General features: G+C 69.4%; 20 protein-coding genes. 13 read left to right on the plus strand and 7 right to left on the minus strand.

All coding sequences use genetic code 11. The features are described from left to right. Nucleotides 1–136 precede the first annotated feature (136 nt). Nucleotides 137–262 carry a helix-turn-helix domain-containing protein gene (locus LZ199_RS47045; protein WP_407667335.1) on the plus strand — a complete coding sequence of 42 codons (126 nt, stop codon included), beginning with the start codon at nucleotides 137–139 and terminating at the stop codon, nucleotides 260–262. 7 nt (nucleotides 263–269) lie between these two features. On the opposite strand, the gene LZ199_RS41240 is transcribed toward LZ199_RS47045, so the two are convergent. Next, nucleotides 270–1100 (minus strand): LysR family transcriptional regulator, encoded by an 831-nt coding sequence (locus LZ199_RS41240; protein ID WP_253999295.1) that lies wholly within the window; start codon nucleotides 1098–1100, stop codon nucleotides 270–272. A gap of 273 nt (nucleotides 1101–1373) precedes the next feature. Between LZ199_RS41240 and LZ199_RS41245 the strand changes: the two genes are divergently transcribed. Next, entirely contained in the window at nucleotides 1374–2069 is a 696-nt protein-coding gene (locus LZ199_RS41245; protein ID WP_253999296.1) for a pirin family protein, read from the plus strand. Between the two features lie 18 nt (nucleotides 2070–2087). Here the strand turns inward: LZ199_RS41245 and sitI6 are convergent, their stop codons facing one another. From sitI6 to LZ199_RS46555, 3 genes are read right to left on the minus strand one after another with little or no spacing between them, the layout of a single operon-like run. Further along, nucleotides 2088–2810 carry a SitI6 family double-CXXCG motif immunity protein gene (gene sitI6 / locus LZ199_RS41250; RefSeq protein WP_253999297.1) on the minus strand — a complete coding sequence of 241 codons (723 nt, stop codon included), beginning with the start codon at nucleotides 2808–2810 and terminating at the stop codon, nucleotides 2088–2090. Nucleotides 2811–2816: 6 nt separating this feature from the next. Further along, on the minus strand, nucleotides 2817–3488 hold the full coding sequence (gene sitA6 / locus LZ199_RS41255; RefSeq protein ID WP_253999298.1) for a SitA6 family polymorphic toxin lipoprotein: 672 nt from the start codon (nucleotides 3486–3488) through the stop codon (nucleotides 2817–2819). A gap of 12 nt (nucleotides 3489–3500) precedes the next feature. After that, complete coding sequence (locus LZ199_RS46555) at nucleotides 3501–4370, minus strand: GNAT family N-acetyltransferase (RefSeq protein WP_267145179.1); 870 nt, start codon at nucleotides 4368–4370, stop codon at nucleotides 3501–3503. A 241-nt stretch (nucleotides 4371–4611) separates the two neighbouring features. On the opposite strand from LZ199_RS46555, the gene LZ199_RS41270 reads away from it, so the two are divergent. Then, nucleotides 4612–5634: a linear amide C-N hydrolase gene (locus LZ199_RS41270; protein ID WP_253999299.1), complete on the plus strand. Its 1023-nt coding sequence runs from the start codon at nucleotides 4612–4614 to the stop codon at nucleotides 5632–5634. A 154-nt stretch (nucleotides 5635–5788) separates the two neighbouring features. On the opposite strand, the gene LZ199_RS41275 is transcribed toward LZ199_RS41270, so the two are convergent. Continuing rightward, nucleotides 5789–6769 (minus strand): NADP-dependent oxidoreductase, encoded by a 981-nt coding sequence (locus tag LZ199_RS41275; protein ID WP_253999300.1) that lies wholly within the window; start codon nucleotides 6767–6769, stop codon nucleotides 5789–5791. Nucleotides 6770–6968: 199 nt separating this feature from the next. Between LZ199_RS41275 and LZ199_RS41280 the strand changes: the two genes are divergently transcribed. The 5 genes from LZ199_RS41280 to LZ199_RS46560 all read left to right on the plus strand — a co-directional run bounded on the left by LZ199_RS41280 (nucleotide 6969) and on the right by LZ199_RS46560 (nucleotide 15024). Further along, entirely contained in the window at nucleotides 6969–7439 is a 471-nt protein-coding gene (locus tag LZ199_RS41280) for a hypothetical protein (RefSeq protein WP_176436451.1), read from the plus strand. Between the two features lie 95 nt (nucleotides 7440–7534). Beyond that, a complete protein-coding gene (locus LZ199_RS41285; protein WP_253999301.1) occupies nucleotides 7535–8620 on the plus strand; it encodes an ATP-binding protein in 1086 nt (361 codons plus the stop codon). Further along, nucleotides 8620–10932: a DUF5682 family protein gene (locus LZ199_RS41290; protein ID WP_253999302.1), complete on the plus strand. Its 2313-nt coding sequence runs from the start codon at nucleotides 8620–8622 to the stop codon at nucleotides 10930–10932. Before LZ199_RS41285 ends, LZ199_RS41290 begins: the two co-directional genes overlap by 1 nt. Then, nucleotides 10929–12140 carry a VWA domain-containing protein gene (locus LZ199_RS41295; protein ID WP_253999303.1) on the plus strand — a complete coding sequence of 404 codons (1212 nt, stop codon included), beginning with the start codon at nucleotides 10929–10931 and terminating at the stop codon, nucleotides 12138–12140. The genes LZ199_RS41290 and LZ199_RS41295 overlap by 4 nt, the downstream gene beginning before the upstream one ends. After that, nucleotides 12133–15024, plus strand: a complete 2892-nt coding sequence (locus tag LZ199_RS46560; protein ID WP_267145180.1) for a HEAT repeat domain-containing protein — start codon at nucleotides 12133–12135, stop codon at nucleotides 15022–15024. The genes LZ199_RS41295 and LZ199_RS46560 overlap by 8 nt, the downstream gene beginning before the upstream one ends. 150 nt (nucleotides 15025–15174) lie before the next feature. Here LZ199_RS46560 and LZ199_RS41305 read toward each other — a convergent pair whose 3' ends face one another. Both LZ199_RS41305 and LZ199_RS41310 read right to left on the minus strand, forming a co-directional pair. Beyond that, nucleotides 15175–16008, minus strand: a complete 834-nt coding sequence (locus tag LZ199_RS41305; protein WP_253999304.1) for an alpha/beta fold hydrolase — start codon at nucleotides 16006–16008, stop codon at nucleotides 15175–15177. A gap of 121 nt (nucleotides 16009–16129) precedes the next feature. After that, nucleotides 16130–17380 (minus strand): AAA family ATPase, encoded by a 1251-nt coding sequence (locus LZ199_RS41310; protein WP_253999305.1) that lies wholly within the window; start codon nucleotides 17378–17380, stop codon nucleotides 16130–16132. A gap of 176 nt (nucleotides 17381–17556) precedes the next feature. Here LZ199_RS41310 and LZ199_RS41315 point away from each other — a divergent pair, with 176 nt between their 5' ends. From LZ199_RS41315 to LZ199_RS41335, 5 genes are all read left to right on the plus strand, one after another. Beyond that, nucleotides 17557–18561: a hypothetical protein gene (locus LZ199_RS41315; protein WP_253999306.1), complete on the plus strand. Its 1005-nt coding sequence runs from the start codon at nucleotides 17557–17559 to the stop codon at nucleotides 18559–18561. A 147-nt stretch (nucleotides 18562–18708) separates the two neighbouring features. Further along, nucleotides 18709–20763 (plus strand): HEAT repeat domain-containing protein, encoded by a 2055-nt coding sequence (locus LZ199_RS41320; protein ID WP_253999307.1) that lies wholly within the window; start codon nucleotides 18709–18711, stop codon nucleotides 20761–20763. A 142-nt stretch (nucleotides 20764–20905) separates the two neighbouring features. Further along, nucleotides 20906–22540, plus strand: a complete 1635-nt coding sequence (locus LZ199_RS41325; RefSeq protein ID WP_253999308.1) for a TolC family protein — start codon at nucleotides 20906–20908, stop codon at nucleotides 22538–22540. After that, a complete protein-coding gene (locus tag LZ199_RS41330; protein ID WP_253999309.1) occupies nucleotides 22528–23673 on the plus strand; it encodes an efflux RND transporter periplasmic adaptor subunit in 1146 nt (381 codons plus the stop codon). The genes LZ199_RS41325 and LZ199_RS41330 overlap by 13 nt, the downstream gene beginning before the upstream one ends. Before the next feature lie 9 nt (nucleotides 23674–23682). Next, a complete protein-coding gene (locus tag LZ199_RS41335; protein WP_253999310.1) occupies nucleotides 23683–26856 on the plus strand; it encodes an efflux RND transporter permease subunit in 3174 nt (1057 codons plus the stop codon). Nucleotides 26857–26893: the final 37 nt, after the last annotated feature.

The raw sequence follows: 26893 nt of genomic DNA on the forward strand, positions 1-26893 counted from the left end.
TGCTCCACCAGGTGCTCGTGGACCAGTCGTTCAATCTTCGATTCCAGCGTCGCAGTGGGTTTCGTTTGCATCCGCCACGGGTTGCACACCGCGACGACGGCCTCAACACCACCCCTGAACGGTTACGGGGCGGTCGGTGAGTGAGATTGCCTATCTCCTGGGGTTCTCGGATGTGAGCACGTTCACCCGCGCGTTCCGGCGGTGGACCGGACAGCCTCCGAGCCGCTTCGGCACGCCGGCTCGAGCGCGCTCGGGTTCTTGAGCAGGACTCATTCGACGAAGGCCCCCTCCGTCGCGCGCAACGCGGCGAAGATGTCCCGCTGTACCTCCCGAAGCTCCTTCGGGACGCCACGGGCCATCGGCGCGAGGAGCCAGAGGGGTGGCCCTGCGTCGAGCTCCCTCTCGAACTGGAGCCGGGCGTCTCCGTGCGCGAGGAAGGCCGGGAGCGCGGCTCGTCCGAGGCCAGCGCAGCACGCGTCGCGCATGGCCAGCAGTGAGCTGCACGTCACGGCACCCGGGACGTCCTTGGGCACCTCGCGCCACCAGCTCATCGAGGCCCTGGCGCGCAGGTCCACGCTCGGTTGCAGCCAATCCTGCGCACCGCCTCGTGCGCGATAGACTCCGACCTTCAACCGTCCAAGCCGTCGACCGCGCAGCGCACCGCTCGGGTTTTGACCCGGACGCAGCGCGAGGTCGACCTGACCTGGCAGCAGTTCGAGTTCGTCGTCACTCACGAGCACCTCTACCGCCTGCACGGGCCTGGCCTTCGAGAGCGCGAGGAACAAGAGCGGAGCCAGCACGTCGCTCGTCGTGATGACCACGGTTCGTTCCCGGCCCCGTCTCTCGGCCCCTACGAAGTCCTCGATGTCCCTCGCGGCCATGCGCATGGTCGCGGCCCGCTCCGCGATTCGCAGCGTCAGCGCGCTGGGCACCAGGCGCGCGCCCCTGGCGAACAGCGCCGTGCCAAGGCGTGCCTCCAGCGCGGCAATCCGCCTCGACACCGAGGAGTGTCGAAGCGACAGCTCACGTCCTGCGGCTTCGACGCTGCCAGTGCGTACAAGCGCCTCGATGGTCTGAAGCTCGTCCCAGGAGATGTGCATTCACGCACATCTTCTGTGCGTCCATCTGGAGCTGTCAAACGAGTCGGGCCGGGCTAACTCTTCACCGCGCACCCCAGCGCGGGAGGAGACGAACATGGGCAGAGGGCCCGCCACATTCAAGACAAGGGCGTCGAGGCGCTCCTCCCGCTTGACGCCGACGACTCGCTTCTCGCCGCCGCTGGCGAGGCCGACGTCGTGAAGCTCTCACGTCGCACGTTCGTCGCCGGAAGCGCCGTGGCCCTCTCCGGTTGTCACACCGAAAGGAACCTGCCCATGCCGCGCCTCGAACACCGCACGCTCGCATCGCTGCCTCGCACCACGCTTTCGTGGCTCTCGCTCCGGGACCACTTCGTCGCGACGGTGGGACCCCACTCTGGCCAGGGTCGACCGCTGGGGCCGCTGCTTGTCCTCGCGGATGCGACGTTCGCGCCGAAATCGCGGTTCCCGCTTCACCCGCACGAGGAGATGGAGATCCTCAGCATCGTCGTGGACGGGACGCTCTCGCACCATGGAGACCAGGCTCACGGCGCGACGATGGAGCCACGGACCGCGCAGTTGATTTCGGCGCGGGACGGGATGATGCACGCCGAAGGAAACGACACGGACCGACCGACGCGGATGCTCCAGTTGTGGTTCCGGCCGCACACCTACGGTGGCCCCCCGGCCTACTACTCGCGCCAGCTCTCGGATGACGGGCGTCAGCTCATCGCGGGCGACGACGGGATGCCTCTGCGCGCCGATGTACGGGTCTGGTGGCTCCCGCTCGTCGCGGGCCGGCCCGAGCGGCTGACGCTCGACCGCGCCCGCAACGGATACCTGCTCGCGACGACGGGACCACTCCGGGTGGAGGCGCTCCAAGGTGGCTCGGGTGTGGACCTGGCGCTCGGCGAAGGCGCCGTGCTCGGTGAGGGTTCGGTCACGGTGACGGCGGACACCGCGAGCTCGGCGCTCTGGATTGACCTTCCTTGATGCGGTGGCTCTTCGGGCTCAGCGGGTTGGAAGCTCGCGGAACTTGAGGCCGTCCAGCTCCAGGCGGAGCACGGCGTCTTTGAAGCGCTCCGTGCCGACGACCATGGTGGCGAAGTTGCCCAGTCGGAACAGGTCCAGGTCCGTAGGCAGGGTGGCGGCGTCCAGAATGGGCTCGTCGGGCCGAGCGAAGCCAAACCGCCCGCAGGTCTGACACGGCGGCGGCGTGCCCGGGGGAATGCAGTCCGGGTGGAGCCTTCCTTCGAGGTCCACCTGGAGTTCCAGCAGCTCCGGCGGGTGCTTCTGCCGGAATCGCAAGGCCGTGGGATGACCTGTCAGGTGATTCACACCTTCTGCCTGGAGGCGCTCCATGGCTTCGCGGTGAACCAGCAGCACCGAAATCACCCAGGCGAACGCTGGCAGCTTCCCGAAAGATTTTCCCACCAGTGGCCCGAAGTGAGTACCCGGCGGAAGCATGACCTTCGGAGGTACCAACGGACGGACCAGCTCGCGCAGGCGCACGAACTCTGGAAACGGCTCGGGTCGGGCCTTCTCGAATTCTCGATGCTCCGGCAAGGATGACAGGTCGACACCAGGGTAGAAATGGCCGGTCCCCCCCCAGGTCACACCGCACGTGGGGCAGTTCTTCAAGCCGGGCAGCAGCCACCTGTGAACGCCCTCGACTTCCCCACCGTGCTTCGCCACCGCGGCGTTGTCCTCATCCACCCAGAAGAATCGACTCATGCGCCCTCACGCTCCAGGCTTCGAATAGTAGGGCTGGATGGGGCCACCGATGAGCTGGAAACGATAGATGAGTTCTCCTGCGTGCTTGAAAATGGCTTCTGGCGAAGCGTCGGGCTGTGCCAGTCGGAATTGGCGCCACGCCTCGTTCCACTCTCCTCCGCGTCCCCCCACTCTGTGAATGCGATGATGAAGTTCAACGGGAATGGGCATCGTGTAGTGGTGAATCTTGACGCCCTGAGTCTCGAACCACGCTCGCAGCACTGGGTCCTGGGGAAAGATGTGGTGCTTCTCCCAACGCCCTGGCGTGAGCTGGCGTGAAGGCGGGATGACGCGGTCCGGAGCACCGTTCCAGTTGGGGAACGTCATGATGGAACCCGGGGGCAGCTTCTGCGCTCCGCCCCAGTTTCTTCGAGGACCACTGCCCGGTGCCGCCGCGGCAGCGGGTGGGCGTGACGGCGGGAAGCGCGCCAGTTCCACTTCCGCGGGCGTGTCCTCGCAGCGATAGAAGCCGCAGGTGTCGCCCAGACACAGGAGGGTTACGCACTGGTCCTCCTCTGGAGCCTGACACTCCAGCTCGGCCTCTCCCCACACCTGCTGCGCGGAGGGCTTTTCAACCGTGGAGCAGCCCAGCCAGGACACCGCGACCAACGCAAGCCATTGGACGTGACGGATTCGCATGGGCCGAGCCCATCACGTCCGCGCCATCACCGGGAAGCGATTCGCTCCAGCGGGCAGTGAGAGATTGCGCACGAAGAGGTCCGCCTCCGTGTCCTCACCTTGAACCTCCGCACCAGGCCACCACCGCTCGGGCGTGAAGCCAAACTGGACTGTCTTCACTGGCTCTTCCACCAGCCGCGACAGATGCGGGCGCAAATCAAACCCCTCGCGCGCGAAGATGTCTTCGATGTAGAGCGTGCCGTCCTCCACTCCCGCGAAGACCCACGCATCCTCGCTCAACTTCCGCAGCGGCCGCGCGAAGTTCGCCGCCGCGTACCAGGTCGCGATGTGCCCGTGCCGCCGCGCTCCGAAGCGCTCCGTCACGGGCATGCCCTCCTCCGCCAGCTCGACCAGCCTTGCCCTCACCGACGCTTCGGACACGTCCAACACCGGCGCGGGCGCGCCTCCCGGCACCACGTCCCGCGTCACCCCGAACAACGTCTGCTCCCGGGGCACGAAGCCAAAGCGCGGATAGAAATCGAGCACCTTCTTGTTCGCGAACAACAACACCGGCGCATCTCCACACGCCTCCATCGCCGCCTCCATCGCCGCCCACGCCAGGCCCTGCCCCCGTCGCTCGGGCACGCAGCCCACCGCGCCGAGCTGATAGCCGACGACGTCCCTCCCCTCCACACGCAGGCACATCCGCATCACCGAGGCGTTCGCCACCACGCGGCCTTCCTCCACCACGCTGAACGCGCGGTAGTCGTCGGTCCACTCGCCCCACGCGCACCAGCGGCGGAAGTCCACCGTTCGGAAGACCTGGGGCACGTACTCGCAGAAGGCGGCTTGCAGCGCGGGAGCTCGGTGGTCGATGACCACGACCTGGGATGACTTCGACATGGGAGGCATGAACATCACGAACGCCCTCGTCTTGGGAAATTCCCGCATGGCGCCGCGTTTTTTCGGGACGCAGGCGCCTTCCGCGAGAACGCACGTCGTGGCCGCCCCACGTGCGATAGGCAACACGCCCGCCGAAGCCAGACCCGCGTGCGATTTCAACCCCCGGGATTCACTGACAGGACGTGGCTGGCGCGGCGACTGCAGAGGGCCGTCGCGCCAAACCCTCACAAGGAGCCGCCACATGTGCACCGACTTCCTCGTCGTCGCCTCGGACAAGACTGTCGTCAATGGCCGCAGCATGGAGTTCGGCGTCGACCTCGACTCGAAGCTCCTCGTCCGCGCCCCCGGTGAGAAGTTCATCTCCCCCTCCCCCAAGGGCCTCAATGGCCTGACGTGGACCTCCACCTACGGCTACGTCGGCCTCACCGCCAAGGGCAGCCTCCCCATCATGGTCGACGGACTCAACACCGCGGGCCTGTCCACCGGCAGCCTCTGGCTGCCCAACTCCCGCTACCCCAAGGTCACCGACAACTCCAAGGCCGTGTCCCTGGCGCTGTTCCCCGGCTGGGTGCTCGGCAACTTCGCCACCGTCGCCGAGGTGAAGACCGCCCTCCAGGAAGGCGCCGCCCAAATCTGGGAGAGCGACTGGCTGGCCCAGTACCTCCCCCTGCACTTCCCCATCCACGACGCCCAGGGCAACAGCCTGGTCGTCGAGTTCATCGACGGGGAGATGCACCTGCACGACAACCCCGTCGCCGTGCTCACCAACGCGCCGCCCTTCCCCGTGCAGCTCCAGAACCTCCGCGAATACGTGGGCCTGTCCCCCTGGGACGCCAAGGCCGTGGACCTGGGCAGCGAGACCTTCACCCAGCCCGGCCACGGCAGCGGCCTGCGCGGCCTGCCCGGCGACCCGATGCCGCCCTCCCGCTTCGTGCGCGCCGCGTACCTCAAGCAGTTCGCCCGCCCCGTCGCCAACGCCACCGAGGCCACCACCCTCGCCTTCCACCTGCTCAACACCGTCGACATCCCTCGCGGCACGGTCCGCTCGCTCGACGAGAAGTCCCTCAAGGAAGAGGACGACTACACCCAGTGGACCGTGGTCAAGGACCTCACCCACACCGTCCTCAACGTGCGCTTCTACGAGGACCTCCTCATCTACTCCGTGAATCTCAAGACGCTCGACTTCAAGGCCGCCAACGGAAAGACGTTCGCCGTGCCCACCAGCCCCACGTCCATCGACATCACCTCCAAGCTGACGACCTGAGCCCCACTCGCTCCTGACGGAGTCTCACGCTTCGAGACAGGCCCGTCCCTGGAGACTCCGGGGGCGGGCATTTTCGTGTCGGGAACGACTTCCGCCGGAGCCCCACTGCAGGGCCCCGGCGGTATGTCTCCGCGGGCATGTGCTTCGCCGCGCTTCAGTTGATGCGCAGGGCCAGCTTGCCCAGGTGGTGCTTGCCCACGTCCTCGTGCGCGCGGTTGACGTCATCCAGGCGGTAGACCTTGGAGACCTCGACGTGGAAGGACCCGGACTCGATGAGGCTGTTGAGGCGACCGAGCACCTTCGGGTTCGACTCGCCGTTGTAGGCGGTCGCCTTGACGCCCTCGGGGCCCTTGGGCGCGGGCTCGACGCCGTTGGGGAACGCGATGTGGCCGCCCTTCTTCACGGCGGTCTTGAGCAGGTCGTTCACCTTGTCTCCGCTCGCGAGCACCAGCGCCGCGTCGAGGCCGTCCGGAGCGAAGTCCCGCACCGCCTTCGCGACGTCGTCGGAGCGGCCGTCCACGGCCTTGTCAGCGCCGAGCTTCTTCATCAACTCCACGCCGTCCGCGCCTGACGCCACCGCGAGCACCTTCGCCCCGAGCCGCTTGGCGAGCTGCACCGCGAGGTGACCCACGCCGCCGCTCGCGCCGTAGACGAGCAGCGTGGTGCCCTGGCCGACCTTGAGGGTGTCCTCCACGCCTTGGAGGGCCGTGATTCCGTCCGCCGCCAGCACGCCCGCCTGCTCCGCGCTCAATCCCTTGGGAACGGGCGCGGTGTCCGCGGCCTTCACCGCGGTGTATTCCGCGTAGAAGCCTCCCTTGTCGTTCAGGAAGCCGAAGGCGTAGACCTTGTCGCCGACCTTGAGGTTCTTGACGCCTTCGCCCAGGGCCACGACGGTGCCCGCGCCATCCGTGCCGAGCACGTATGGGAAGGACGCCTTGCTCCCCGGCTTGTAGCCTTCCATCTCGCCCGCGCGCTCGGCGGGGTCCCACTGGCCGATGCCGGCGGTCTCCACCTGGATGAGCACCTCGCCGGGGCCTACCTGGGGGACGGGAATCGTCTTGGTGCCGAGTACTTCCGGTCCGCCGAAGCGGTCGATGGCGGCGGCCTTCATCTGAGAGGGAACGGAGGTCTTCATGGAAGTGGCTCCTCGCGGGTGGAGGCCCGCGTCGGACAGGGTTCCTCCGCAGGCTGGGCATGAGCGGGGCGGATTGCAGTCGGAGTGACGAAGCCCCGAGCCAGGGCACGGCCTCATGCTCGCCGTACAGGCACCGGAGGACACCAGGCTGGCGTACAGTCGAGCGGCGGATGTGACCTGACGGTTTCCGGAGGTGGAGATGTCGTCGCGAACGAAGCTGCGCTCGCTGCTCGTGAGTGGTGTCCTGTTGCTGTCCTCCACCGCCGGGAGCGCGAGTGCTCCGAGCGTGTCGCTGGGAGGAGTCGTGCTGCGGGTCTTCGACCGGCAGAAGGCCTCCATCGTCACGACGGACGAGGCCGCGGACCCGTATGGGATGAACGTGGACGCGCTGCTGCTGGTGAAGGTGCAGGGCACCTACGAGGGGGACAAGCCGCTGAAGCTGAAGCTCGTGGTGAGCGCGCCGAAGGAGGAGTCGGAGGCGGGCTCGCGGCGCGCGTGGAAGGTGACGCAGACGCGTGAACTGCATGCGCTCGCGGAGAAAGGCGAGACGACGGTGCCCTTCCTGCTGCCTTACGAGTGCTCCTCCTCCGTGAAGGTGGTCGTCACCCTGACGGGCCCGGGCATCAACGGGAGCAAGACGCTGGACACCGCGTTTCCTTGCGCGGAGTAGGCGCGTCCGCGCGTCCTCGAGGGTCTTTTTCCGAGGGGTATCCAAGACAACCCCTCGGATTGCCGCGTGTCAGACCGAACCGGTAGTTTGCACGCATGCCGGACATCCGACTGCCCGCCGAAGCGAAGTTCAAGACCGAGCTGGAAGCCCTCGCCGCCCATGACGACAAGCCCCGTCCTCCCGGATGGGCGCTGTCGCCTCGCGCCGTGGAGACGTACATCCTCGGCGCCTCCAAACCCGTGGGCGGCGTGACGATTACGCCCAAGTACGTCGGCGACAAGGGACTCATCCAGGTCTGCATCGCCACCCTCGCCTCGGACCGCGCGCTGATGCTCGTGGGCGAGCCCGGCACCGCGAAGAGCTGGCTGTCCGAACACCTGGCCGCCGCCGTCAGCGGCACCTCCGCCCTCATCGTCCAGGGCACCGCCGGCACCAGCGAGGACCACCTCAAGTACTCGTGGAACTACGCGCTGCTGCTCGCGCAGGGCCCCACCCCCGAGGCCCTCGTCCCCTCCCCCGTCCTGCGCGCCATGCGCACCGGCAAGTTCGCCCGCTTCGAGGAGGTCACCCGCACCTCCCCGGAGATTCAGGACGCGCTCATCTCCATCCTGTCGGAGAAGCAGGTCTCCATCCCCGAATTGGGCGAGGTGGTCAGCGCCCAGCGCGGCTTCAACCTCATCGCCACCGCGAACACGAGAGACCGAGGCGTCAACGAGATGAGCGCCGCCCTCAAGCGCCGCTTCAACTTCGTCACCGTTCCCGTCGTCGAGGACCTGGAGCAGGAAATCCAGATCGTGACGAAGCGCGAGGCGGAGCTGCGCAATGACTATCAGGTCGGCGTGCCCCCACCGGAGGAGCTGTCGCGAATCCTCCTGACGCTCTTCCAGGAGCTTCGCAAGGGCGTGACGAAGGACGGCAAGACGAAGGTCCGCACCCCGGGCGCCGTGCTGTCCACCGCGGAGGCCATCAGCGTGCTGTTCAACAGCTCCATCCTCGCGGAGCAGTTCGGCGGCGGGAAGGTCACTCCCCACGAGCTGGCCGCCTCGCTGGTGGGCGCCGTGGTGAAGGAGCAGGAGGACGACGTGAAGGCCCTGCGCGAATACATGGAGACCGTCGCCAAGGGCCGCACGGGTGCGTGGAAGGACCTCTACTCCGCCAGCAAGAAGCTCCTGAGGGGCTGATGGACCTGGACCTGCTCTCCCAGGTGCACCTGTTCCCGGTGCGCCACCACTCGCCGCGCACCACGGCGGTGCTCGGGCGCTGGCTGGAGCGCGTGAAGCCAGAGGTCGTCCTCATCGAGGGACCCTGTGATGCCTCCGACCTGATTGACGTGCTGTGTGACTCGGAGACGAAGCCACCCATCGCGCTGCTCGGCTATGGCACGGATGACACCCCGGGCTCGGCGCTGTGGCCCTTCGCTGACTACTCTCCCGAGTACGCGGCCCTGCGCTGGGCGAAGGTGAACCGCGCCCGCGCGTCGTTCATCGACATCCCCGTCGGCGTCAGCCTGGGCATGGACCGACACGCCGAGACGGCCGGCGTCGAGAGCGAGGATGTTCCGGAGGCCGAGCATCACGAGCACGTCCCTGACGAAGAGCCGCTCACCGAGCGCTTCGCTCGCGAGCAGGGCTACCGTTCCTTCGAGGAGCTCTGGGAGGCGCTGTTCGAGGCTCCCGACTGGACGCCCGAGGGCTTCCGTCCCGTGCTGCTCGCCTGGGCCGACGTGCTCAACGCGGGTCCCCGCCCGGACTACCACCGCTGGCGCGATGCCTTCATGGCTCGCAAGGTGCTGGAGGTGGTGGCCAGCGGAGTCGCGCCGGACAAGGTCGCAGTGGTGGCCGGCGCCGCGCACATCGCGGCCTTCCTGGCCCGCGACGTGGAGCCCGCGCTGGAGGCGAAGCTGCCCAAGGCCGTGCCCTGCGCGGTGACGGTGATTCCGTACAGCTTCCCCCGGCTGTCCGAGCAGCTCGGCTACGGCGCGGGCAATCGGGCGCCTCACTTCTACCAGAAGGCCCACGAGGCCCAGTGTGACTTCAAGCGCGCGACGCTGGAGGTGCTCATCGACTTCGCCGCGCACCTGCGCATGCGCGGCTTCACCGCGTCCCTGTCGGACGTGCTGGAGGCGTACCGGCTGGCGATGACACTGGCGGACCTGCGCGAGAAGAGCGCGCCAGGACTCGACGAACTGCGCGAGGCCACCGTGGCCACGCTGTGCCGCGGGGACGCGACGCATGTCGACTCCTTCCTGTGGAAGAGCGTCGTCGGTCATCAAGTGGGCCGGGTGGCCAGTCGCATCGGCAAGAACTCGCTCCAGGCGGAGTTCTGGCGGGAGCTGGACTCGCGCCGACTGCCGAGCACCGACAGCCCGGAGACCTTCACGCTGCGCTTGAACAACACCGTGGAGGTCGGCTCGTCGGTGTTCCTCCACCGCCTGCGCGTGGCTGGGATTCCGTATGCGACGCTGGCGGCCACGGGACAACAGCGCGCTTCCCCCGAAGAGGCCGGCGGACAGGCCGCGCTGACGCGGGTGCGCGAGTCCTGGCAGGCGCAGTGGACCCCGTCCACGGACGTGGCGCTGGTGGAGAAAATCGTCCTCGGCGACTCACTGGAAGCCGTGACGACCCGCGTCCTCCAGGAGCAACTGGACGCGGCGAAGACCACGGGCTCCGCCGCGGAGGTGCTGCTGGAGTCGGTGATTACCGGCTGCCCGCAGACGATGGCGTCGGCGCTGCGCGCCTGTGACACGCACGCGGCCACGGACGTGGACCTGCCGTCGCTCGCGTCGGCGGCGCGCGCGCTGTCCGGACTGGTGGCCTATGGCACCTCGCGCGCACACACGGACGCGGGCGACGAGGCGGTGACGGTGCTCTGCCAGAAGACCTTCTCCCGCGCGCTGCTGCGCGTGCGTGAGTCCTGCGACTGCGCTCCGGACGCCCTGCCTTCCGTGGTGGAGGCGCTGCGCACCCTGCACGAGGTGGCGCTGGCCCAGCCGCTCGCGGACAAGGCCGGGTGGCTGGCGGAGGCTCGCGAGCTGATGGGCAGCAGCACCGTGCACCCGGCGACGTCGGGCCTGGCCACGGGCCTGCTGTACCTGGCGCACGAGCTGAGCGAGGCGGAGGTGGCGACCATCGTCGGATTGCGGCTGTCGCTGGCGGTGGCTCCGGAGGAAGGCGCGTCCTGGCTGGAGGGCTTCCTGGGCGTCAACGCGCTGGTGCTGGTGAAGAACCGCGAGGTGGTGAAGGCCCTGGATGAATTCCTGACCAGCATCGACCCCGAGCGCTTCCGTCAGACCCTCCCGGTATTGAGACGGGCACTGGCCGTGCTGGGTACCACCGAGCGTCGCTACCTCATGGAGAACGTGGTGGCGGTGCGCCAGCTCGGAGAGAAGGGGCGGGCCGTGAAGACGGTGCTCGAGGAGAAGGACACGGCGAAGCTCAAGGACATGAGCGCCGAGCTGGGCAAGGCACTCGACGACCTGGATGACCTGCTATGAGCGTGGACCCCAAGGAGCTGGCGGAGAAGGACCGGGATGCGCTGCTGCGCTGGCGGCTCGCGCTGGGCCCGACGGCGGAGAAGACGGGGGCCTGTCCCTCGCTACGCGCCCTGGGCGCCCAGGCTGCCTCGGTGGGCGTGGGCCAGGGAGATTTGGAGGCGCTGGATGACGCGCTGTCCTTCGTCTACGGGGACAAGCGCGCGAGTTCGTCCGGCTCGCGCCCGTACATCCCCGAGTGGCTCGGCGCGCTGCGCGGCTTCTTCCGCGATGATGTGATTGCGCTCGTCCAGAAGGACGCCATCGAGAAGAAGGGGCTCACCCAGCTTCTGTTTGAGCCGGAGACGCTGCCCTTCCTCGACAAGAACGTGGAGCTGGTGACGACGCTGGTCAGCGCGCGCGGCCTCATCCCCGACGAGGCGAAGGCGATTGCCCGGCAGATTGTCCGCGAGGTGGTGGAGGAGCTGCGCAAGAAGCTGGAGTCCACCGTCCGCACGGCCGTGTTCGGCGCCCTGCGCAGGGACAGGACGAGCCCGCTGCCGATTGCACGCAACATCGACTGGAAGCGCACGATTCGGCAGAACCTGAAGGGCTGGGACGCGGAGCACAAGCGACTGGTGCCGGAGCGCTTCTACTTCTGGCCCAACCAGCGCCGTCACCATGAGTGGGACGTGACGCTGGTGGTGGACCAGTCCGGCTCCATGGCGCAGAGCGTGGTGTACAGCTCCGTCATGGCGGCCATCTTCGCGTCCCTGGATGTGCTGCGCACGCGCCTCATCCTGTTCGACACGGAGGTGGTGGACATGACGCCGCTCCTCACGGACCCGGTGGAGGTGCTGTTCACCGCGCAGCTCGGCGGCGGCACGGACATCAACCGCGCGGTGGCCTATGCGCAGGCGAACCACGTGCAACGGCCGGAGAAGACCCTCTTCCTGCTGATTACCGACCTCTATGAGGGCGGCGACGCGGAGGAGCTGGTGGCGCGGCTGCGCCAGCTCGTGGACTCGCGGGCAAAGGTGCTGTGCCTGCTGTCGCTGTCGGACGGGGGCCAGCCCACGTACGACCACGCGATGGCGGAGAGGCTCACCGCGCTGGGCATCCCCTGCTTCGGGTGCACGCCCAAGCGACTGGTGGAGGTGGTGGAGCGGGTGATGCGCAACCAGGACCTGACGCCGCTGCTGGCCGCACACAAGGAGTCTCGCCATGGCTGAGGTACGCAAGGTGGTGGCCAGCGTCGGAGGGCTGACCGAAATCATCGGGGACGCCTCCGAGGTGGCGAAAGGCTCGCGCATCTTCGATGACAAGCAACTCCTGCACCTGTCCCGCTTCGAGAACCGCCTGTTCGCGGACGCGCTGGGCTCGGGGGCCACGCCCTACAAGGTGTCGCTGGTGTTCGGGGACGGGCGTGAGGTGAAGGGGCGGTGCTCCTGCGTCGCCGCGCGCTCGCGGCCCTTCTGCAAGCACGCGGCGGCGCTGCTGGTGGCGTGGGCTCGCGCACCGGAGGCCTTCGTCACCACCGACTCGGCCCCGGCTGGCGCGGGAGGGCCCGCGAAGAAGAGCGTGAAGAAGGGGAAGACGGAGACGGGCGAGCTGATGAAGGCAGGCGTGGCGCAGGTGTCCACGCTGGTGCGGGAGCTGGGCCTGTCCGGCGTGGCGTCCCTCTCCGAGGACCGGGCCGAGCAGGTGCGGGCCCTCGCGGAGTCGCTGCGCGCCAACGGGCTGCGCCGGCTGGCGGCGCGCGCGGTGGAGGTGGCGGCCCTGCTGGAGCAGGCGGCGGCGCGCACGGGGACCTTCGAGCCGCCCGTCTTCACCGACCTGGTGGCGGACATGCTGCTCACCGCGCGCAAGGTGGAGAAGCACCTGGGCGGAGAGCCCCTGGAGGACCGCTACGTCGAGGAGCTGATTGGGAAGACGTGGACGAAGAAGGACCGCGCGCCCATCGAAGGACTGACGCTGGTGGAGTACGCGTTCACCACGCGCGTCACGCCCGACAACTTCCTCGTCCGGGAGAGCCGCTTCCTGGAGCTGGGCTCCGGGACACACTACACGGAGAAGCAGATCCTCCCCGCGTTCCTCAAGACGGTGGAGCCCAAGAAGAGCCACGCGGGCGTCGTCCTGGAGGAGGCCAAGGGCGGGCAGTACCCGGGCTTTCCTCCTCGACGATTGGATTTGGAGAGCACGAAGACGACGCATCCGCAGGATGACTCCGCGCTGCGGCAGTTGGTGAAGGCGGCGCTTCCGGACGTGGGTGCCGCGCTGGCGGCCTTCCAGGAGCATCGCAAGGACGTCTTCGCGCCGGACCTGCTGCCGGTGGCGCTGCGCGTGCAGACGCTCCTGGCGAGCGGACAGCGCTCACAGTTGGTGGACTCGGGCGAGCGCGGACTGTTCCTGCCGGCGGACCCGCGGCTGGAGGAGCCCTTCGCGGCGGCGCTGGAAGGGGCCACCCTGAAGGTGGTGCTGGGCGATGTGGGGCTGGAGGCGGCGCTCCCCACGCTGTTTCCGCTCGCGGTGGTGGTGGAGACTCCGGACGGGCTGGAGCTGCGCGGCCTGGGGCTGCGTGAAGCGCCGGAGGAGCCCACGCGGCGTCGGCGTCGGCGCGCGCGGCCGGAGGCGCCGGTGGCGGTGCCTCGCAGCGGGTGGGCGGAGGCGGCGCGCGCGGCGGGCGCGTCTCGCGCGGCCATCGCCCTGGCCGAAGTGCGGGACGAACTGGCGGAGAAGTTCTCCAACGGCCTGCCGTCACTGTCTCCTCGCGCGGTGGAGCCGCTGGTGGCTCGGATGCGAGAGCTGGGGCTGGAGAAGCCAGGTGCGCTGCTGGAGGCGCTGGCGCAGCGGCCCGACGCGGCGGAGCGACTGGACGACTTCATCAAGGTGTATCAGGTGCTCGGCATCGCCCTGGTGCGGCTGGCGGGCGCGGCACAGGTCCAGGCCGACACGCTGGAGCCGGTGCCCACGCACCCGAGCATCCACATCCGGAAGCCCGAGACACCGCTGCCTCCGGGCGAGGCGCTGCTGAAGCGGGCTCGAGGAGAGCTGTCGCGCTACGAGGCCACGGCCCATTCGGCGCACTACTACGCGAGCCTGGGCGCGGACTCGCTGCTGGAGTCGCTCTATCCAGCGTGGAGCGACGGAGCGGCGAGCACCGCCGTGGTCCGGGCGATGGCGTCATGCCCGAAGGAGCGCGTGCTGGAGGCGGCGCAACAGGCCCTGTCCGAGCATCACAGCCGGATGGTGCGCCGCACCGCCATGCAGGTGCTGGGACAGTTGGATGTCCATGCGGCGCGAGTGTTGCTGGACGGACTGACTCGCAAGGGCCACGACGCGGGATTGCGGCTCCATGCTCGCGAGGTGCTCAATGACATCCAGGCGCGGGAGACTGGCCCCGCGTCCGTGGCGGCGCTCGCGAAGGTGAGACATGGGCGAATCCGTCCGCTCGCGCAGCGGGCACTGTCGGAGCCGACCCGGGAGGCTCGACTGGCGGCGGTGGACCAGCTCGAGGGGCTGGGGCTGACGCAGGCCTGGCCGGTGCTGCGGCAGGTGTTCTACGGAGACCCGTCCAACGAGGTGCGGCGACGCGCGGCCATGGCCCTGGCGTGGCTGGGGGACGCGGAGGTGCTGGACAAGTACGTGCACAGCGTGGAGGCCCGCGACGCGGACGACGAGGAGGCGAAGACAGCGGTGTACGCGCTGGGCGTGCTGGGCGACGTGCGCGGGGCGGAGACGTTGCTGGCGGCGTTCGTCGACGGGTGGAAGCCGGGCGTCGTGTCCGACTCGCTCAAGACTTTCGGACTGGCGATGCTGGAGCCGGCCGTGCGACTGGCGGAGACCCGGCCGGAAGCGCTGGAGCGAAAGGCGCTGCTCAACCTGTTCGAGCGCTTCCCGGCGGACGCGCTCTCGAAGGTGCTGCTGGCCCATGTGGAGGCGGCGCGCTCGCACCCCGAGCGACTCACGCGCTTCGGGACGTACTTGAAGCTGGCGAACGAGAACATCCACGGCGCGGGCAAGGCGGTGGCGGCGGCGCTGCTCGACATCCCCGACGCGGCCGGGGACAAGACGCTCTCCCGCGCGGCGAAGAAGACGCTCGGGGTGAAGACCTAGGTTCGCCTCCGAGCGGGTTCCGCTCGCGCCTCAGACGCTCGCATCAGTCGCGAGCGTCGCCGGTGAGGACGGAGCGAGCCGCCAGCCTCATCGCGTCACCCCGCCCGCGAGGACGACACTGGCGGACTCACCCGCGACAGCCTCGCCGCTTCACCCCGCCTGCGTCGACGGCACGGGCGGACGCACCAGCGACTCCAGGAATGAGCCGAGCGCGGCGTTGACGAGCGCGGGCTCCTCCACCGTGGACGAGTGTCCCCCTCGTGGCAGCCGCGACAGCCGCGAGCCTGGAATCAACTGGTGGAGTCGTTCCGCCTTCGCCGGGACGGTGGCCACGTCCTCCTCCCCCACGACGATGAGCGTGGGCACGCGGATGTTCGGCACCTCGTGTGACACCGCGTTGCGGCGGATGACGCCGTTCACCGCGCGCCAGATGTCCCTCCGGTTCTCCAGGAGCCGCGCCCGCCACAGCGCCCGCTCCTCCGCGCGGTTCGGGTCCGACAGGAACGTCTTGCCGAACATGATGCGCATCACCGGGTCCACCACCGGCCGCAGCCCCGCCATCCGGGCGATGAGGTTCAGCAGCGTGTAGCGCGGCACGTTGGCCAGCGGCTCAGGGTCCGCCGACGTCTCCAGCAGGCTGAGCGAACGCAGGAGCTCCGGCCGGCGCGCGGCGATGCGCATGCCGATGAAGCCTCCCATCGACAGGCCGACGAAGTGACACGGGCCCAAATCCAACTTCTCCATCAACCCCACCGCGTCCAGGTACAGCGTCTCCATGTCGATGGTGCTCACCTCGGGCACCGCGCTGCGGCCCTGCCCCCGGTGGTCATACGCGATGCAGCGATAGCGCCCCCGCAGCGCATCCACCTGGGGGTCGAACAGCCGCGTGCTCCACAACAACCCATGGCTGAACAGGATGGGCTCTCCAGAGCCACCCGTATCCTCGTAATGCAACTCGGTTCCATTCACGGACAGCATCGGCATGGCGGTTCCCTCCCCACTCCCCGCAGGATAGGCCAGCCCGTGACGCGACATGGCAGCAGTCATGCCGCGGTGCGCCGGCTGTCGACTCGCGGACTCCCCCAGGAGAACGGACGTGCCCGGGTTACCAGAGCCCCTGGGCCTGGAGCAGGGCCCCCGTCTGACCAGGGGTGGAGGCGCTCGCGGTGAACAGTCGTTCGGCGGCCTCCGGCGACGGGTCCTCCCACGTCAACAGCCCCGTGGCCTCCTCGCGACGACACACCACCAGGCTCGCGCGCACGTGCTCGGCGGACTCGAAGACGAGCAGGTCCATCAACACGGGGCTCTGGCTGGTGAAGAAGCTCTGCCGCCCCTTGAGGGGCTCGACGCTGGCCCGCACCAGCTGAGGGTGGAGCGAGTGGGCGACCTCGTCCACGACGACAATGGCGCGCGCGCGGGCCAGGTAGTGCTGGAGGGCCAGCAGGCGCTTCTGGCCATGCCCCAGCTGACGCGCGGACACCCGCGTGCCCCCGGGCCCCAGGAAGTCCAGCTCCAGGCCCCCGAGCGTGAGGGACTCGTACTTGCCCTCGGGCGGGGCCTCCATGGGAACGAGGATGGCCTCCGCGGAGGTGAAGCCGAGCAGCCGTGCCGCGTCACCCAGGAAGGGCACCGCGTCCGACGGGACGACGTAGCGCGCGGAGCCCCACTGCGCCGCCGCCAGCCGACGCAGGCCGTCCAGCAGCGCCTCTGACGCGAGCCCCGTGCCCGTGGCCAGCACGCCCTCCGCCCTGCGGGAGAGGCGCAGCTCGACGTGATAGAGCTGCTCGAAGTAGGCCAGCCCCTCGTCGAAGCGGCGCAGCCCCGCCAGCGCGGACACCTCGCGGGCCATGGCCAAGAGCGGCTCCACCGTGGCCGCGCCCTCGCCCGTCTTCTCCACCCAGGCGATGCCTCCGGACATGAGGACCAGCCACAGCCGGCCGGCGACCTCGGGGGCCAGCCGCTCCTGGACGACGAGCGAGGTGTCACCCTCGCGGGAGACGGTGACTTGGAGCCCCTCGCGGCGGATGACCAGCGGCCAGGCCATGTCGCGCGGCGACACGACGATGTCCATGGACAGCCCCGCACCCGAAGGCCCGTCCTGGGGCGTCATGGGCACGTTGCGGACCCGCACCGTGATTCCGCCGGTGTCCGCGCTCAGCGCGTACTCCAGCTCGAAGGGCTCCTGCGCCATGGCCGTGAAGTCCGAGCTGGCGACGGCGGCGAGGAGGTCCAAGAGCAACGTCTTCCCCGTGCCGTTGCGGCCCAGCAACACGTTGAAGGACGGGCTGAACGTCAGCCGCGTGCCGGGCTTCACGGAGCGGTACTGGTGGACCTGGAGCCACTGGAGCTTGAGCATCGCCCGCGAGCCTCTCCCCCGGACACGCCAGGGTCAACCCCGCCTGTGACACAAAACGCCACTCCCGGAGAAGTCAATCAACACCCATTGTGAACAATTCCTGTGACAGTCAGGCTGCTGGTGCAACTCATTGACGGAGGTCACTCATGTTTCCTCAGCCGCGCCTGATTCGTTTCATGTCGAGGGTTTCATTGCTCGGGCTCCTGGCCACCCTGAGCGTCGTCACCTGGAGCACGCCGGCCCAGGCACGCAACATCGGTGGGGTCATCGGCTATGCAACCAACTCACATCAAGAACCGCCGAAGGGGTTCGAGTCGTGGTGCAAGTTCACGAAAAAGATTCCCTGCCATTGCCCGCCGCCCACCGTCACCAACTTCGACACCGCCATTGGCTGCTCCAACAAAGACCAGGAATGGGCGGACAAGGACGCGGAGAACACCTGTGACAACCTCTGCGCGCAGGCGGCCGAGAATTCGCCGCGGGCCGGGGGCAACAACAACACCGGCGGCGTCGTACGACCGGGGGGCTCGACGGGGGGCGGCGTGACGCTCACGGGCGCCGGCACCCTGGTCGGCCTGGAGGCGGGGGGCTATGTGGGGTTCGTCCCGTCCAGCCTCGAGCCGATTGGCCACGCCTCCGAGAAGGAGTGGCTGGCCGAGGTGCTCGTCCAGCACACCGCCGTACCCTGGGTCTTCCTCGAGGGCATGGGCGATTCCGTCCGGTGGGAGGACCCGAAGGGCCTGGCGGCCTTCATCCAGACCTATTGGAGTCACCAGGGCGCGCCAGCCCCTATCGGCCAGTGCCCCTACTCCGTCCAGCGCGCCTGTCCTCTCGAGGACGTGAAGGCCGGTGACAGCCTTCAGGTCTGCTCGGGCGAGAGCGAGGAGGACGCCCGGCACATCGCCAGGACGAGCTGTGCGCCGCTGCGCTACGACGCGCTGAGGCGCACCTGGGAGAGCTGGGCCGTCTACGGCATCCGGACGGAGGGCCCCTACCGGGCGCCTTCCGCGACCGTCCGCGCCGTGGGCCCCCAGCAATTCATCGGCTACGTGCCGTCCAGCCTGAAGGTCGTGGGCCCGCATGAGGACTGGGCCAAGCTGGCGGACGAGCTCCTGGAGAGCACGGCGGGCACCGCCGTGTGGCTCACGGGACCGGCGTCGTTCTACGAGCCCAAGGAGTAGCGACGCACCGCTCGCTCCCGCCCCGCTGCTCGCACGCGGGGCGGGGTGACGGACGGCCCGACCCGGGAGGACGGCTCAATCCCGCCATCCCTGGGAGCCCGGCTTGTCACGACAGGGCGCGACAGGCAGGCTCAAGGCACTTCCGACATGCGCCCCGCTCGTCCCGCCCTGCTCGCCCTCGTCCTCCTCGCTCTGCTTGGCACGGCCGCGGGAGTCACCTTCGCGCTGCGTACACCGGCTGCTCCGGCCACCGCGAGCGCCTCTACTCCCACGACTCCCAAGCCCGCTCCAGTGGCCCAGGCCACGCCGGCACCCGCGGAGGTGAAGGACGGGCACCCGCCGCGCGGTGTCTACGCCGGCGCCGAGGCGTGCGGTGAGTGCCACGAGGACGAGCACGCCGAATGGAGCAAGGGCTGGCACTCGCGCGCGCTGTCCCCCGCGACGTCGAAGTTCGTGGTGGGCGACTACCGGAAGAACACGCACTTCAAGGGAGACTCCAGCGAGGCGTGGATGCGCCGCGACGGTGAGCACCACTTCATGCGCACCAAGGGCGCGGACGGGCAGCTCGCGGAGTTCCCGGTGCAGTGGGTGGTGGGCGGCAAGCGCATGCAGGACCCCGTCACGGTGCTCGCCGACGGTCGCTGGCAGGTGCTGCCCGTCTACTACCACGTCACCGGCAAGAGCGAGTGGGTGGACTACTCGGAGACGAAGCAGGGCGCGCTCACGCCGGACCATCCGTTCTTCTGGGCCAACTTCCGTCGCAGCGCGCAGCACGCGTGTCTGGACTGTCACGTCACCGGGCTCGACGCGCGCCATGACCGCGCCACCCATACGTGGACCACGCGCTTCACCGACGCGGGCGTCGCGTGCGAGAGCTGCCACGGCCCCGGCGCGCGGCACGCCGACACGCAGGACCCGAAGGACATCGTCCAGCCGTCGAAGCTGTCCTCGGAGCTGGGCTTCGCGGTGTGCGCGCAGTGCCATGGCCCGCGCCGACCCCTCTTCCCCATCCTCGACGGCGCGCACCGCTTCCAGCCCGGCCAGAAGTACGAGGACTTCTACCAGCCCATCGTCCTCTTCGTGGGCAACGAGCGCTCCGGCGACTACTTCACCGACGGCCGCCCCAGCACCTCCAGCTTCGAGTACCAGGCCCTCATCCAGTCGCAGTGCCACCTCCAGGGCGGCGCCACCTGCCTCACCTGTCACACCGCGCCGCACGAGCCGCACGCGCCCAACGAGCTGAACCTCCCGGAGAAGACCGCCGCGAAGACCTCGGTGGGCTCGGCCACCTGTCAGCAATGCCACGCGGACCTGTTCGCCGCGGGCACGAAACACACCCAGCACACCGGGCGCGCCGCGCAGGACTGCCTGGCCTGTCACATGCCTCCTGTCGTCTCCGGCGTGCTCGACAAGTTCGCGGACCACGCGCTCGACGTGCCCGCGCCCAGGAACACCACGCGCCACGGCATCCCCAATGCCTGCAACACGTGTCACACGAAGCAGACACCCGAGGCCATGGACCAGGCCCTGGCGAAGCTGTGGCCGGACTCCGCGAAGCGACAGGAGCGGCGCGTGCGCCTGGCGGACGCCTTCGACGACAAGACGGCGGACACCGGCCGGCCCGCGCTGGAGGCCGTGCTCGCCGACACGAAGGAGGCGGCGTCGCTGCGCGGCGTGGCGGCGAAGGTGCTCGGGCGTCGTTACAAGAAGGAGGCCGTGCCGGCCCTGCGCGCCGCGCTGAAGGGGACACAGGACAGCCTGCTGCGCGCGGACATCATCGAGGCGCTGGGCGCCGTGGGCGGCAAGGAGGCCACGGAGGACCTGGCGGCGCTGCTCCAGGATGACTCCACGTGGGTGCGCCAGTCCGCGGCGCTGACGCTGGCGAGCTTCGGCGACGCGCGCGGCACCGCGGCCGTGGAGGCGCTGGCGTCGCGGCCGGAGACCTCCGGGCTGGTGCAGCCGCACATCATGCTGGGGCAGCTCGCCGTGCGCCGGAAGGACTTGCCCACCGCCATCCGCGAGTTCGAGCGAGCGTTGGATTTGCAGCCCTACAACGCCGACGCGCTCGTCCGTCTGGCCGACCTGTATGTCGTCCAGGGACAGGTGGAGAAGGGCAAGGAGCGGCTCGAGGACGCGCTGCGCTTCGACCCGCAGAGCCGCGCTGCGAAGCAGCGTCTGTCCATGCTCAAACAGGGTCGCTGAGCGGCAGCCACGCGGAGAACGCAAGCCCCGCGCGCTCCATTCACTGCTGAGCAGCCTCTCGCCCCTTCTGTCCGACAGGCGCGGACCCGCCCTGGGGTACGTGGCCGGTATCGGGTGCCTCCCCTACCTCAGGGCACCCGATATGAACGCCCTGCTGCTCGCCCTTCTTCTCTCGCACCCTGGCTCCGAGCCAGGGGTGCCGCTCGCCCAGGCCCGGCCGCCTACCGCCGTGCGACAGCGGACCCAGGGACACGGCGCGCCCAAGGTGCTGCCCATCCAGAATCCCGGCGCGCCCAGGCCGCCGTCGGCCCAAGGACAGGACACGCCCGCGAAGAACCCTGGAGCACCGTCACGTGCACCGAGCACGCCACGCCCCTCCGCGCAGGGGCAGGATGCTCCCGTCCAGGAGGCCGACGAAGCCACGGGGACAAGCGAGGAGCCACCCTCGCCTCCGCAGCCCGAGGTGTCGGACCCGCTCCTGACGCCCATGCCTCCCGCGCCCATCCAGGTGAAGTCCTGGGACGAGGCGCTGAACCTGGTGCGGCAGCGCTCCACCGACTTGAGGCAGGCGCTGGCCCAGGTGGAGTCCGCGGCGGGACAGGCGCGCATCGCCCTGGCGGGCCTGCTGCCCGTCATCAGCGGCACGGTGGGCGTGCAGTACAACGTGCTGGACCCCGACTCGACGACCTTCATCGGCGGCGGCGCGGGCGGAGGTATCGGCGGCGGCATCGGGGGTGGCGCGGGGACGGACAGCACCCCGACGCCCACGCAGCCCCCCGTCGCGGGAATCCTCTCCGCGTCAGTGCCGCTGTTCGACCTGCAGGCCATCGACGCGCGGCGCACGGCGCGCGAGGCCCAGCGCGCCGCGGGGTGGTCGCTCGCGGAGACGCGGCGTCAGCTCAGCGCCACGCTCGCCCGGGCGCTGGTGCAGGTGGCCGCGCAGGAGCGACTGGCCGAGGTCAACCGCGTCAACCTGCGCACCGCGCTGGAGCGGCTCGCCCTCGCACAGCGTCGGTTGGATTTGGGCGCGGGCACGAAGCTGGACGTGGTGCGCGTGAAGCAGGACGCGGAGTCCGCGCGCGCGCTCGTCGTGACGGGTGACGAGGATTTGCGACAGGCGCGCGAGGCGCTGGGGCTGGCCCTCGGCCTGCCGCAGGCGGTGGGCCTGGCCAAGGGCGTGCGCGTGGACGAGCTGCTCCAGAGCGCGAGGAAGGACTGTCGCCAGCTTCAGGAGCTGGAGGGGCGCTCGGACCTGGCGGCGGCGCGCTCGCGCTTCAAGGTGGCGCAGCGGCAGGTCAGCTCGGTGAAGGCGCAGTACGCGCCTTCGATATCCCTGACGAGCACGACGATTGCCCTCACGGTGGAGGACGACGTGGTGAATGTGCCCATCTGGAACATCGGCGCCAGCCTGCTCCTGCCCTTCTGGGACGGCGGCGCGCGCGAGGGGTTGCTGCGACAGTCCCGCGCGGAGGCGGAAATCGCGCGCCAGCAGGTGGTGGAGCTGGAGCGCTCCGTCACGGTGGAGGTCGCCCAGGCGCGGCGCGGGGTGGCGGTCTCCCAGGCCTCGCGGGACATCTCGTCGCAGGAGCGGGTGCTGGCCGAGGAGAACGACAGGCTCACCCGACGCAGTTTCGAGGTGGGCACGGGCACCAGCCTGGAGCTCATCCAGACGGCGGCGCAGCTGCGACAGGCGGAGCTGGCGCTGGTGGTGCGCGAGTTCCAGCTGGAGCAGGCGCGCGTCGAGGCATTCCTTGCGGAGGCGGCATGCGACTGGTGAGGACATGGGGCGCGGGGTGGGCGGTGGCCCTGGCGCTGGTGGGGTGCAAGGGTTCGAAGGACGCGGACGGTCCCCAGGGCGGACAGGCCGGCGCGGGCACCGCCCTGCCCGTGGAGACGCTCGCGCTGGCGCCCGGCGAGGTGCAGGACTCGAGCGAGTACGTGGGCACGCTCATCTCCCGCAGCAGCATCTCCATCTACCCCCAGGTCGCCGGCTACGTGCAGGCGATTCCGGTGCGGCCCGGCGCTCGCGCGCAGAACGGCGAGGTGCTGCTGGTGGTGGACCCCCGCCGGGAGGCGGCGGGGCTGCGCGCCACCCAGGCCCAGCGCGCGTCGGCGCTGGCGCAGCGAGAGTTCGCCCGGAGCACCCGCAAGCGCAGCGCACAGCTCCTCAAGGAGGGGCTCCAGAGCCGCCAGGACTATGACCAGGCGGTGGCTCAGGCGCAGCAGGCGGAGGCGAGCGCGCGGGCGATTGAAGCGCAAATCCAGTCGCAGCGCGTGCAGCTCGGCTTCTACGAGGTGAGCGCGCCCTTCGATGGCGTGGTGGGCGACATCCCGGTGAAGGTGGGCGACTACGTGACGCCGCAGACGCGGCTCACCTCGCTGGACCAGAGCAAGGTGCTGGAGCTCTCCGTGCAGGTGCCGGTGGACCGCGCCCAGCGCGTGCAGGTGGGGAAGACGCCGCTGGAGGTGCTGGACGCGGACGGCAAGGTGCTGGTGTCCGCGCCCGCCTTCTTCGTGGCGCCCACGCCCGCCTCGACGACGCAGCTGGTGGAGGTGAAGGCCGCCTTCGAGAACACGGAGCGGCTGCGCGCGGGACAGCTGGTGCGCGTGCGCGTGGTGTACGCGGCGCGCGAGGCCCTCACCGTCCCCACCGTCGCGGTGACGCAAATCAGCAGCCAGTCCTTCGTGTACGTGGTGGGCAGCGCCGACGGAGGCACCATCGCGCGCCGCACGCCGCTGGAGGTGGGTGACGTCACGGGCAACGACTACGAGGTGACGGGAGGGCTGGACGCGGGGGCTCAGGTGGTGGTGACGGGATTGCAAGTGCTGCGCGATGGCCAGCCCATCAAACCCACGCCCGCGAAGCCCGAGGGCCAGGGTGTGGGCGGCGCCTCCGACGCGGGCCAGTGAGAGGACGGCATGTTCACGGACTTCTTCATCCGCAGGCCCATCTTCGCCAGCGTGCTGTCCATCCTCATCACGCTGACGGGGGCCATCAGCATCCCGTCCCTGCCCATTGAACAGTATCCGGACCTGTCGCTGCCTGAAGTGCAGGTGACGTCGACGTACATCGGCGCGTCGGCGGAGACGGTGGAGAGCGCCGTGACGACGGTGCTGGAGCGCCAGCTCAACGGCGTCCAGGGGATGCGCTACATCTCCTCCACCAGCAGCAACACGGGGCAGAGCGCCATCACCGTGACGTTCGACCAGGACCGGGACTTGGACATCGCGGCGGTGGACGTGCAGAACCGCGTGGCCACCGCGTCGCCGCAGCTCCCCGCCGCCGTCAACGCGCTGGGCATCACCGTCAACAAGGCGCAGACGCAGCTGCTCATGGCCTTCGGTCTGTTCGACGCGGAGGGCCGCTACGACACGGGCTTCCTGAGCAACTACGCGGACGTCTACATCCGCGACGCGCTCCTGCGGGTGAAGGGCGTGGGCGACGTGCGCATCTTCGGCGAGCGGCGCTTCGCGATGCGGCTGTGGCTGGACCCGACGGAGCTGGCGCGGCGGCGCCTGCAGGCCTCGGACGTCGTGGCGGCGCTGAGCACGCAGAACGTGCAGGTGGGCGCGGGGAAGGTGGGCCAGGCGCCGGCGCCCGCCGGGCAGAACTACCAGTTCACGCTCCAGGTCCAGGGACAGCTCGCCACGCCGGAGCAGTTCGGGGCCATCGTCGTGCAGCGCGGCCAGGACGGCTCGCTGGTGCGGGTGCGGGACGTGGGCCGGGCGGAGCTGGGCGCGGAGGACTACTCGCAGCTGTTGCGCTTCAACGGCAAGGACGCCGTGGGCCTGGGCATCTTCCAGCTCCCGGGCTCCAACGCGCTGCAGGTGCGCGACGGCGTCGTCGCGGAGCTCAACCGCCTGAAGAAGAGCTTCCCTCCGGGCATGGACTACGAGCCCGCCTTCGACACCACCGTCGCGGTGCAGGCGTCGATTGAAGAGGTGCTCGTCACGCTGGGCGAGGCCGTGCTCCTCGTCGTGCTGGTCATCTTCATCTTCCTGCACGGCTGGCGCAGCGTGCTGGTGGTCGCCACCACGCTGCCGGTGTCGCTGATTGGCACCTTCCTCTTCGTCAACGCCTTCGGCTTCTCGCTCAACACCCTCACCCTCTTCGGCCTCACGCTGGCCACGGGGCTCGTCGTCGACGACGCCATCGTCGTCATCGAGAACGTGGAGCGCACCATGGAGGAGGGCTTCTCGCCGCGCGAGGCCACCCAGCGAGGCATGCGCCAGGTGGCGGGCGCCGTGGTGGCCATCGCCCTGGTGCTGTCCGCGGTGTTCGTCCCTGTGTCCTTCTTCCCGGGCACCACCGGCGCCATCTACCGCCAGTTCGCGCTCACCCTCGCCTTCTCCATCTGCCTCTCCGCGCTGGTGGCGCTGACGCTCTCCCCCGCCCTGTGCGCCCGGCTGCTCAAGCCCCAGGAGGGCCAGAAGTGGAAGGTGTTCCGCCAGTTCGACAAGGGCCTGGACCACTTCCGCGACGGCTACAGCCGGCTCCTCACGAAGCTCATCGGCCCCTTGAAGTGGCCGGTCATCGCGGTGTTCGGCCTGTGCCTCATCGGCACGGCGCTGGTGTACCGGGCCACCGCCTCCGGCTTCATCCCGGACGAGGACCAGGGCTACATCATCATCGCCGTGCAGGGCCCGGAGGGCACGTCGCTCGACTACACGCGGCGGGTGCTGCTCCAGACGGAGGACGTGCTGAAGAAGCAGCCCGAGGTGGTGGACATCTTCACCGTGGGCGGCTTCTCGCTGCTGGGCACCGGCGCCAACTACGGCACCCTCTTCGTCAACCTGAAGCCGTGGGACGAGCGCAAGACGCGCGAGTCGAGCGTGGCGGGCCTGGTGGAGCGGCTGCGCGGTCCGCTCATGGGCATTGGCGGCGCGCGCGTGCTGCCCTTCCAGCCGCCGGCCATCCGCGGCGTGGGCAGCGTGGGCGGCTTCGAGTTCATCCTGGAGGACCAGCAGGGCGGCCGCTCCCTGGCGGACCTGGCGAAGACGACGGAGGCGCTGGTGGGCAAAGCCAACCAGTCACCCGTGCTGCGCGGGGTGTTCTCCTCCTTCACCGCGAACACGCCGCTGCTCGATATCGAAGTGGACCGGGAGAAGGCCCTGTCGCTGGGGGTGCCCCTGGACTCACTTTTCTCTACGCTCCAGGTGTACCTGGGTAGCCAGTACGTCAACGACTTCACCTTCTCCAATCGCGTGTATCGCGTGTACGTGCAGGCGGCGATGCCCTTCCGCAGCGCGCCCAACGACATCGGCTCGCTGTACGTCCGCTCGGCGGGTGGGGAGATGGTGCCGCTGGAGGCCCTGGTGCGAATCAAACCCATCACCAGCGCGCAGAACATCCAGCACTACAACCTGTATCGCTCCGCGGAATTGAACGGGCAGGCGGCCCCCGGCTCCAGCAGCGGTCAGGCCCTGGATGCCATGGAGGGCGCGGCGCGAGAGGTGCTGGGGGAGGGGTACACCTTCGAGTGGACGGGCCTGTCGCTGGAGCAGAAGGAGGCGGGTGGGCGCGTGCTCCTCATCTTCGGGCTCGGCATCGTCTTCGTGTTCCTGGTCCTCTCCGCGCAGTACGAGAGCTTCGCCCTGCCCTTCGTCATCCTGCTCGGGGTGCCGGTGGCCATGCTGGGGGCGCTCGCGTTCCAGAACCTGCGCGGGCTGCAGAACGACGTCTTCTGCCAGGTGGGGCTGGTGATGCTGGTGGGCCTGTCCAGCAAGAACGCCATCCTCATCGTCGAGTTCGCCGAGCAATTGCGTCACGAGGGCAAGAGCGTGACGGAGTCCGCGATTGAGTCCGCGCGCACGCGCCTGCGCCCCATCTTGATGACGTCCATCGCCTTCCTCATGGGCGTGGTGCCGCTGGTGCTCGCCTCCGGCGCGGGCGCGGCGGCGCGCAAGTCGCTGGGGACCACCGTCTTCGGCGGCATGTTGCTGTCGACCTTCGTCAACCTCATCTTCATCCCCGTGCTGTACGCGGTGGTGGAGTCCGCGCGCTCCCGCCTTCTCAAGCGGCACGAACACGCACGGCCCGACGGCGGAGGAACACCACCGCCTGGCGAGCCGCCGCGTCCGCAGCCGGCCTGAGCCACGTGGCGGGGCCGATACGACCCAATATCCCAGA

Origin of the sequence: Myxococcus qinghaiensis, assembly GCF_024198215.1 — a bacterium.
Lineage (GTDB): Bacteria > Myxococcota > Myxococcia > Myxococcales > Myxococcaceae > Myxococcus > Myxococcus qinghaiensis.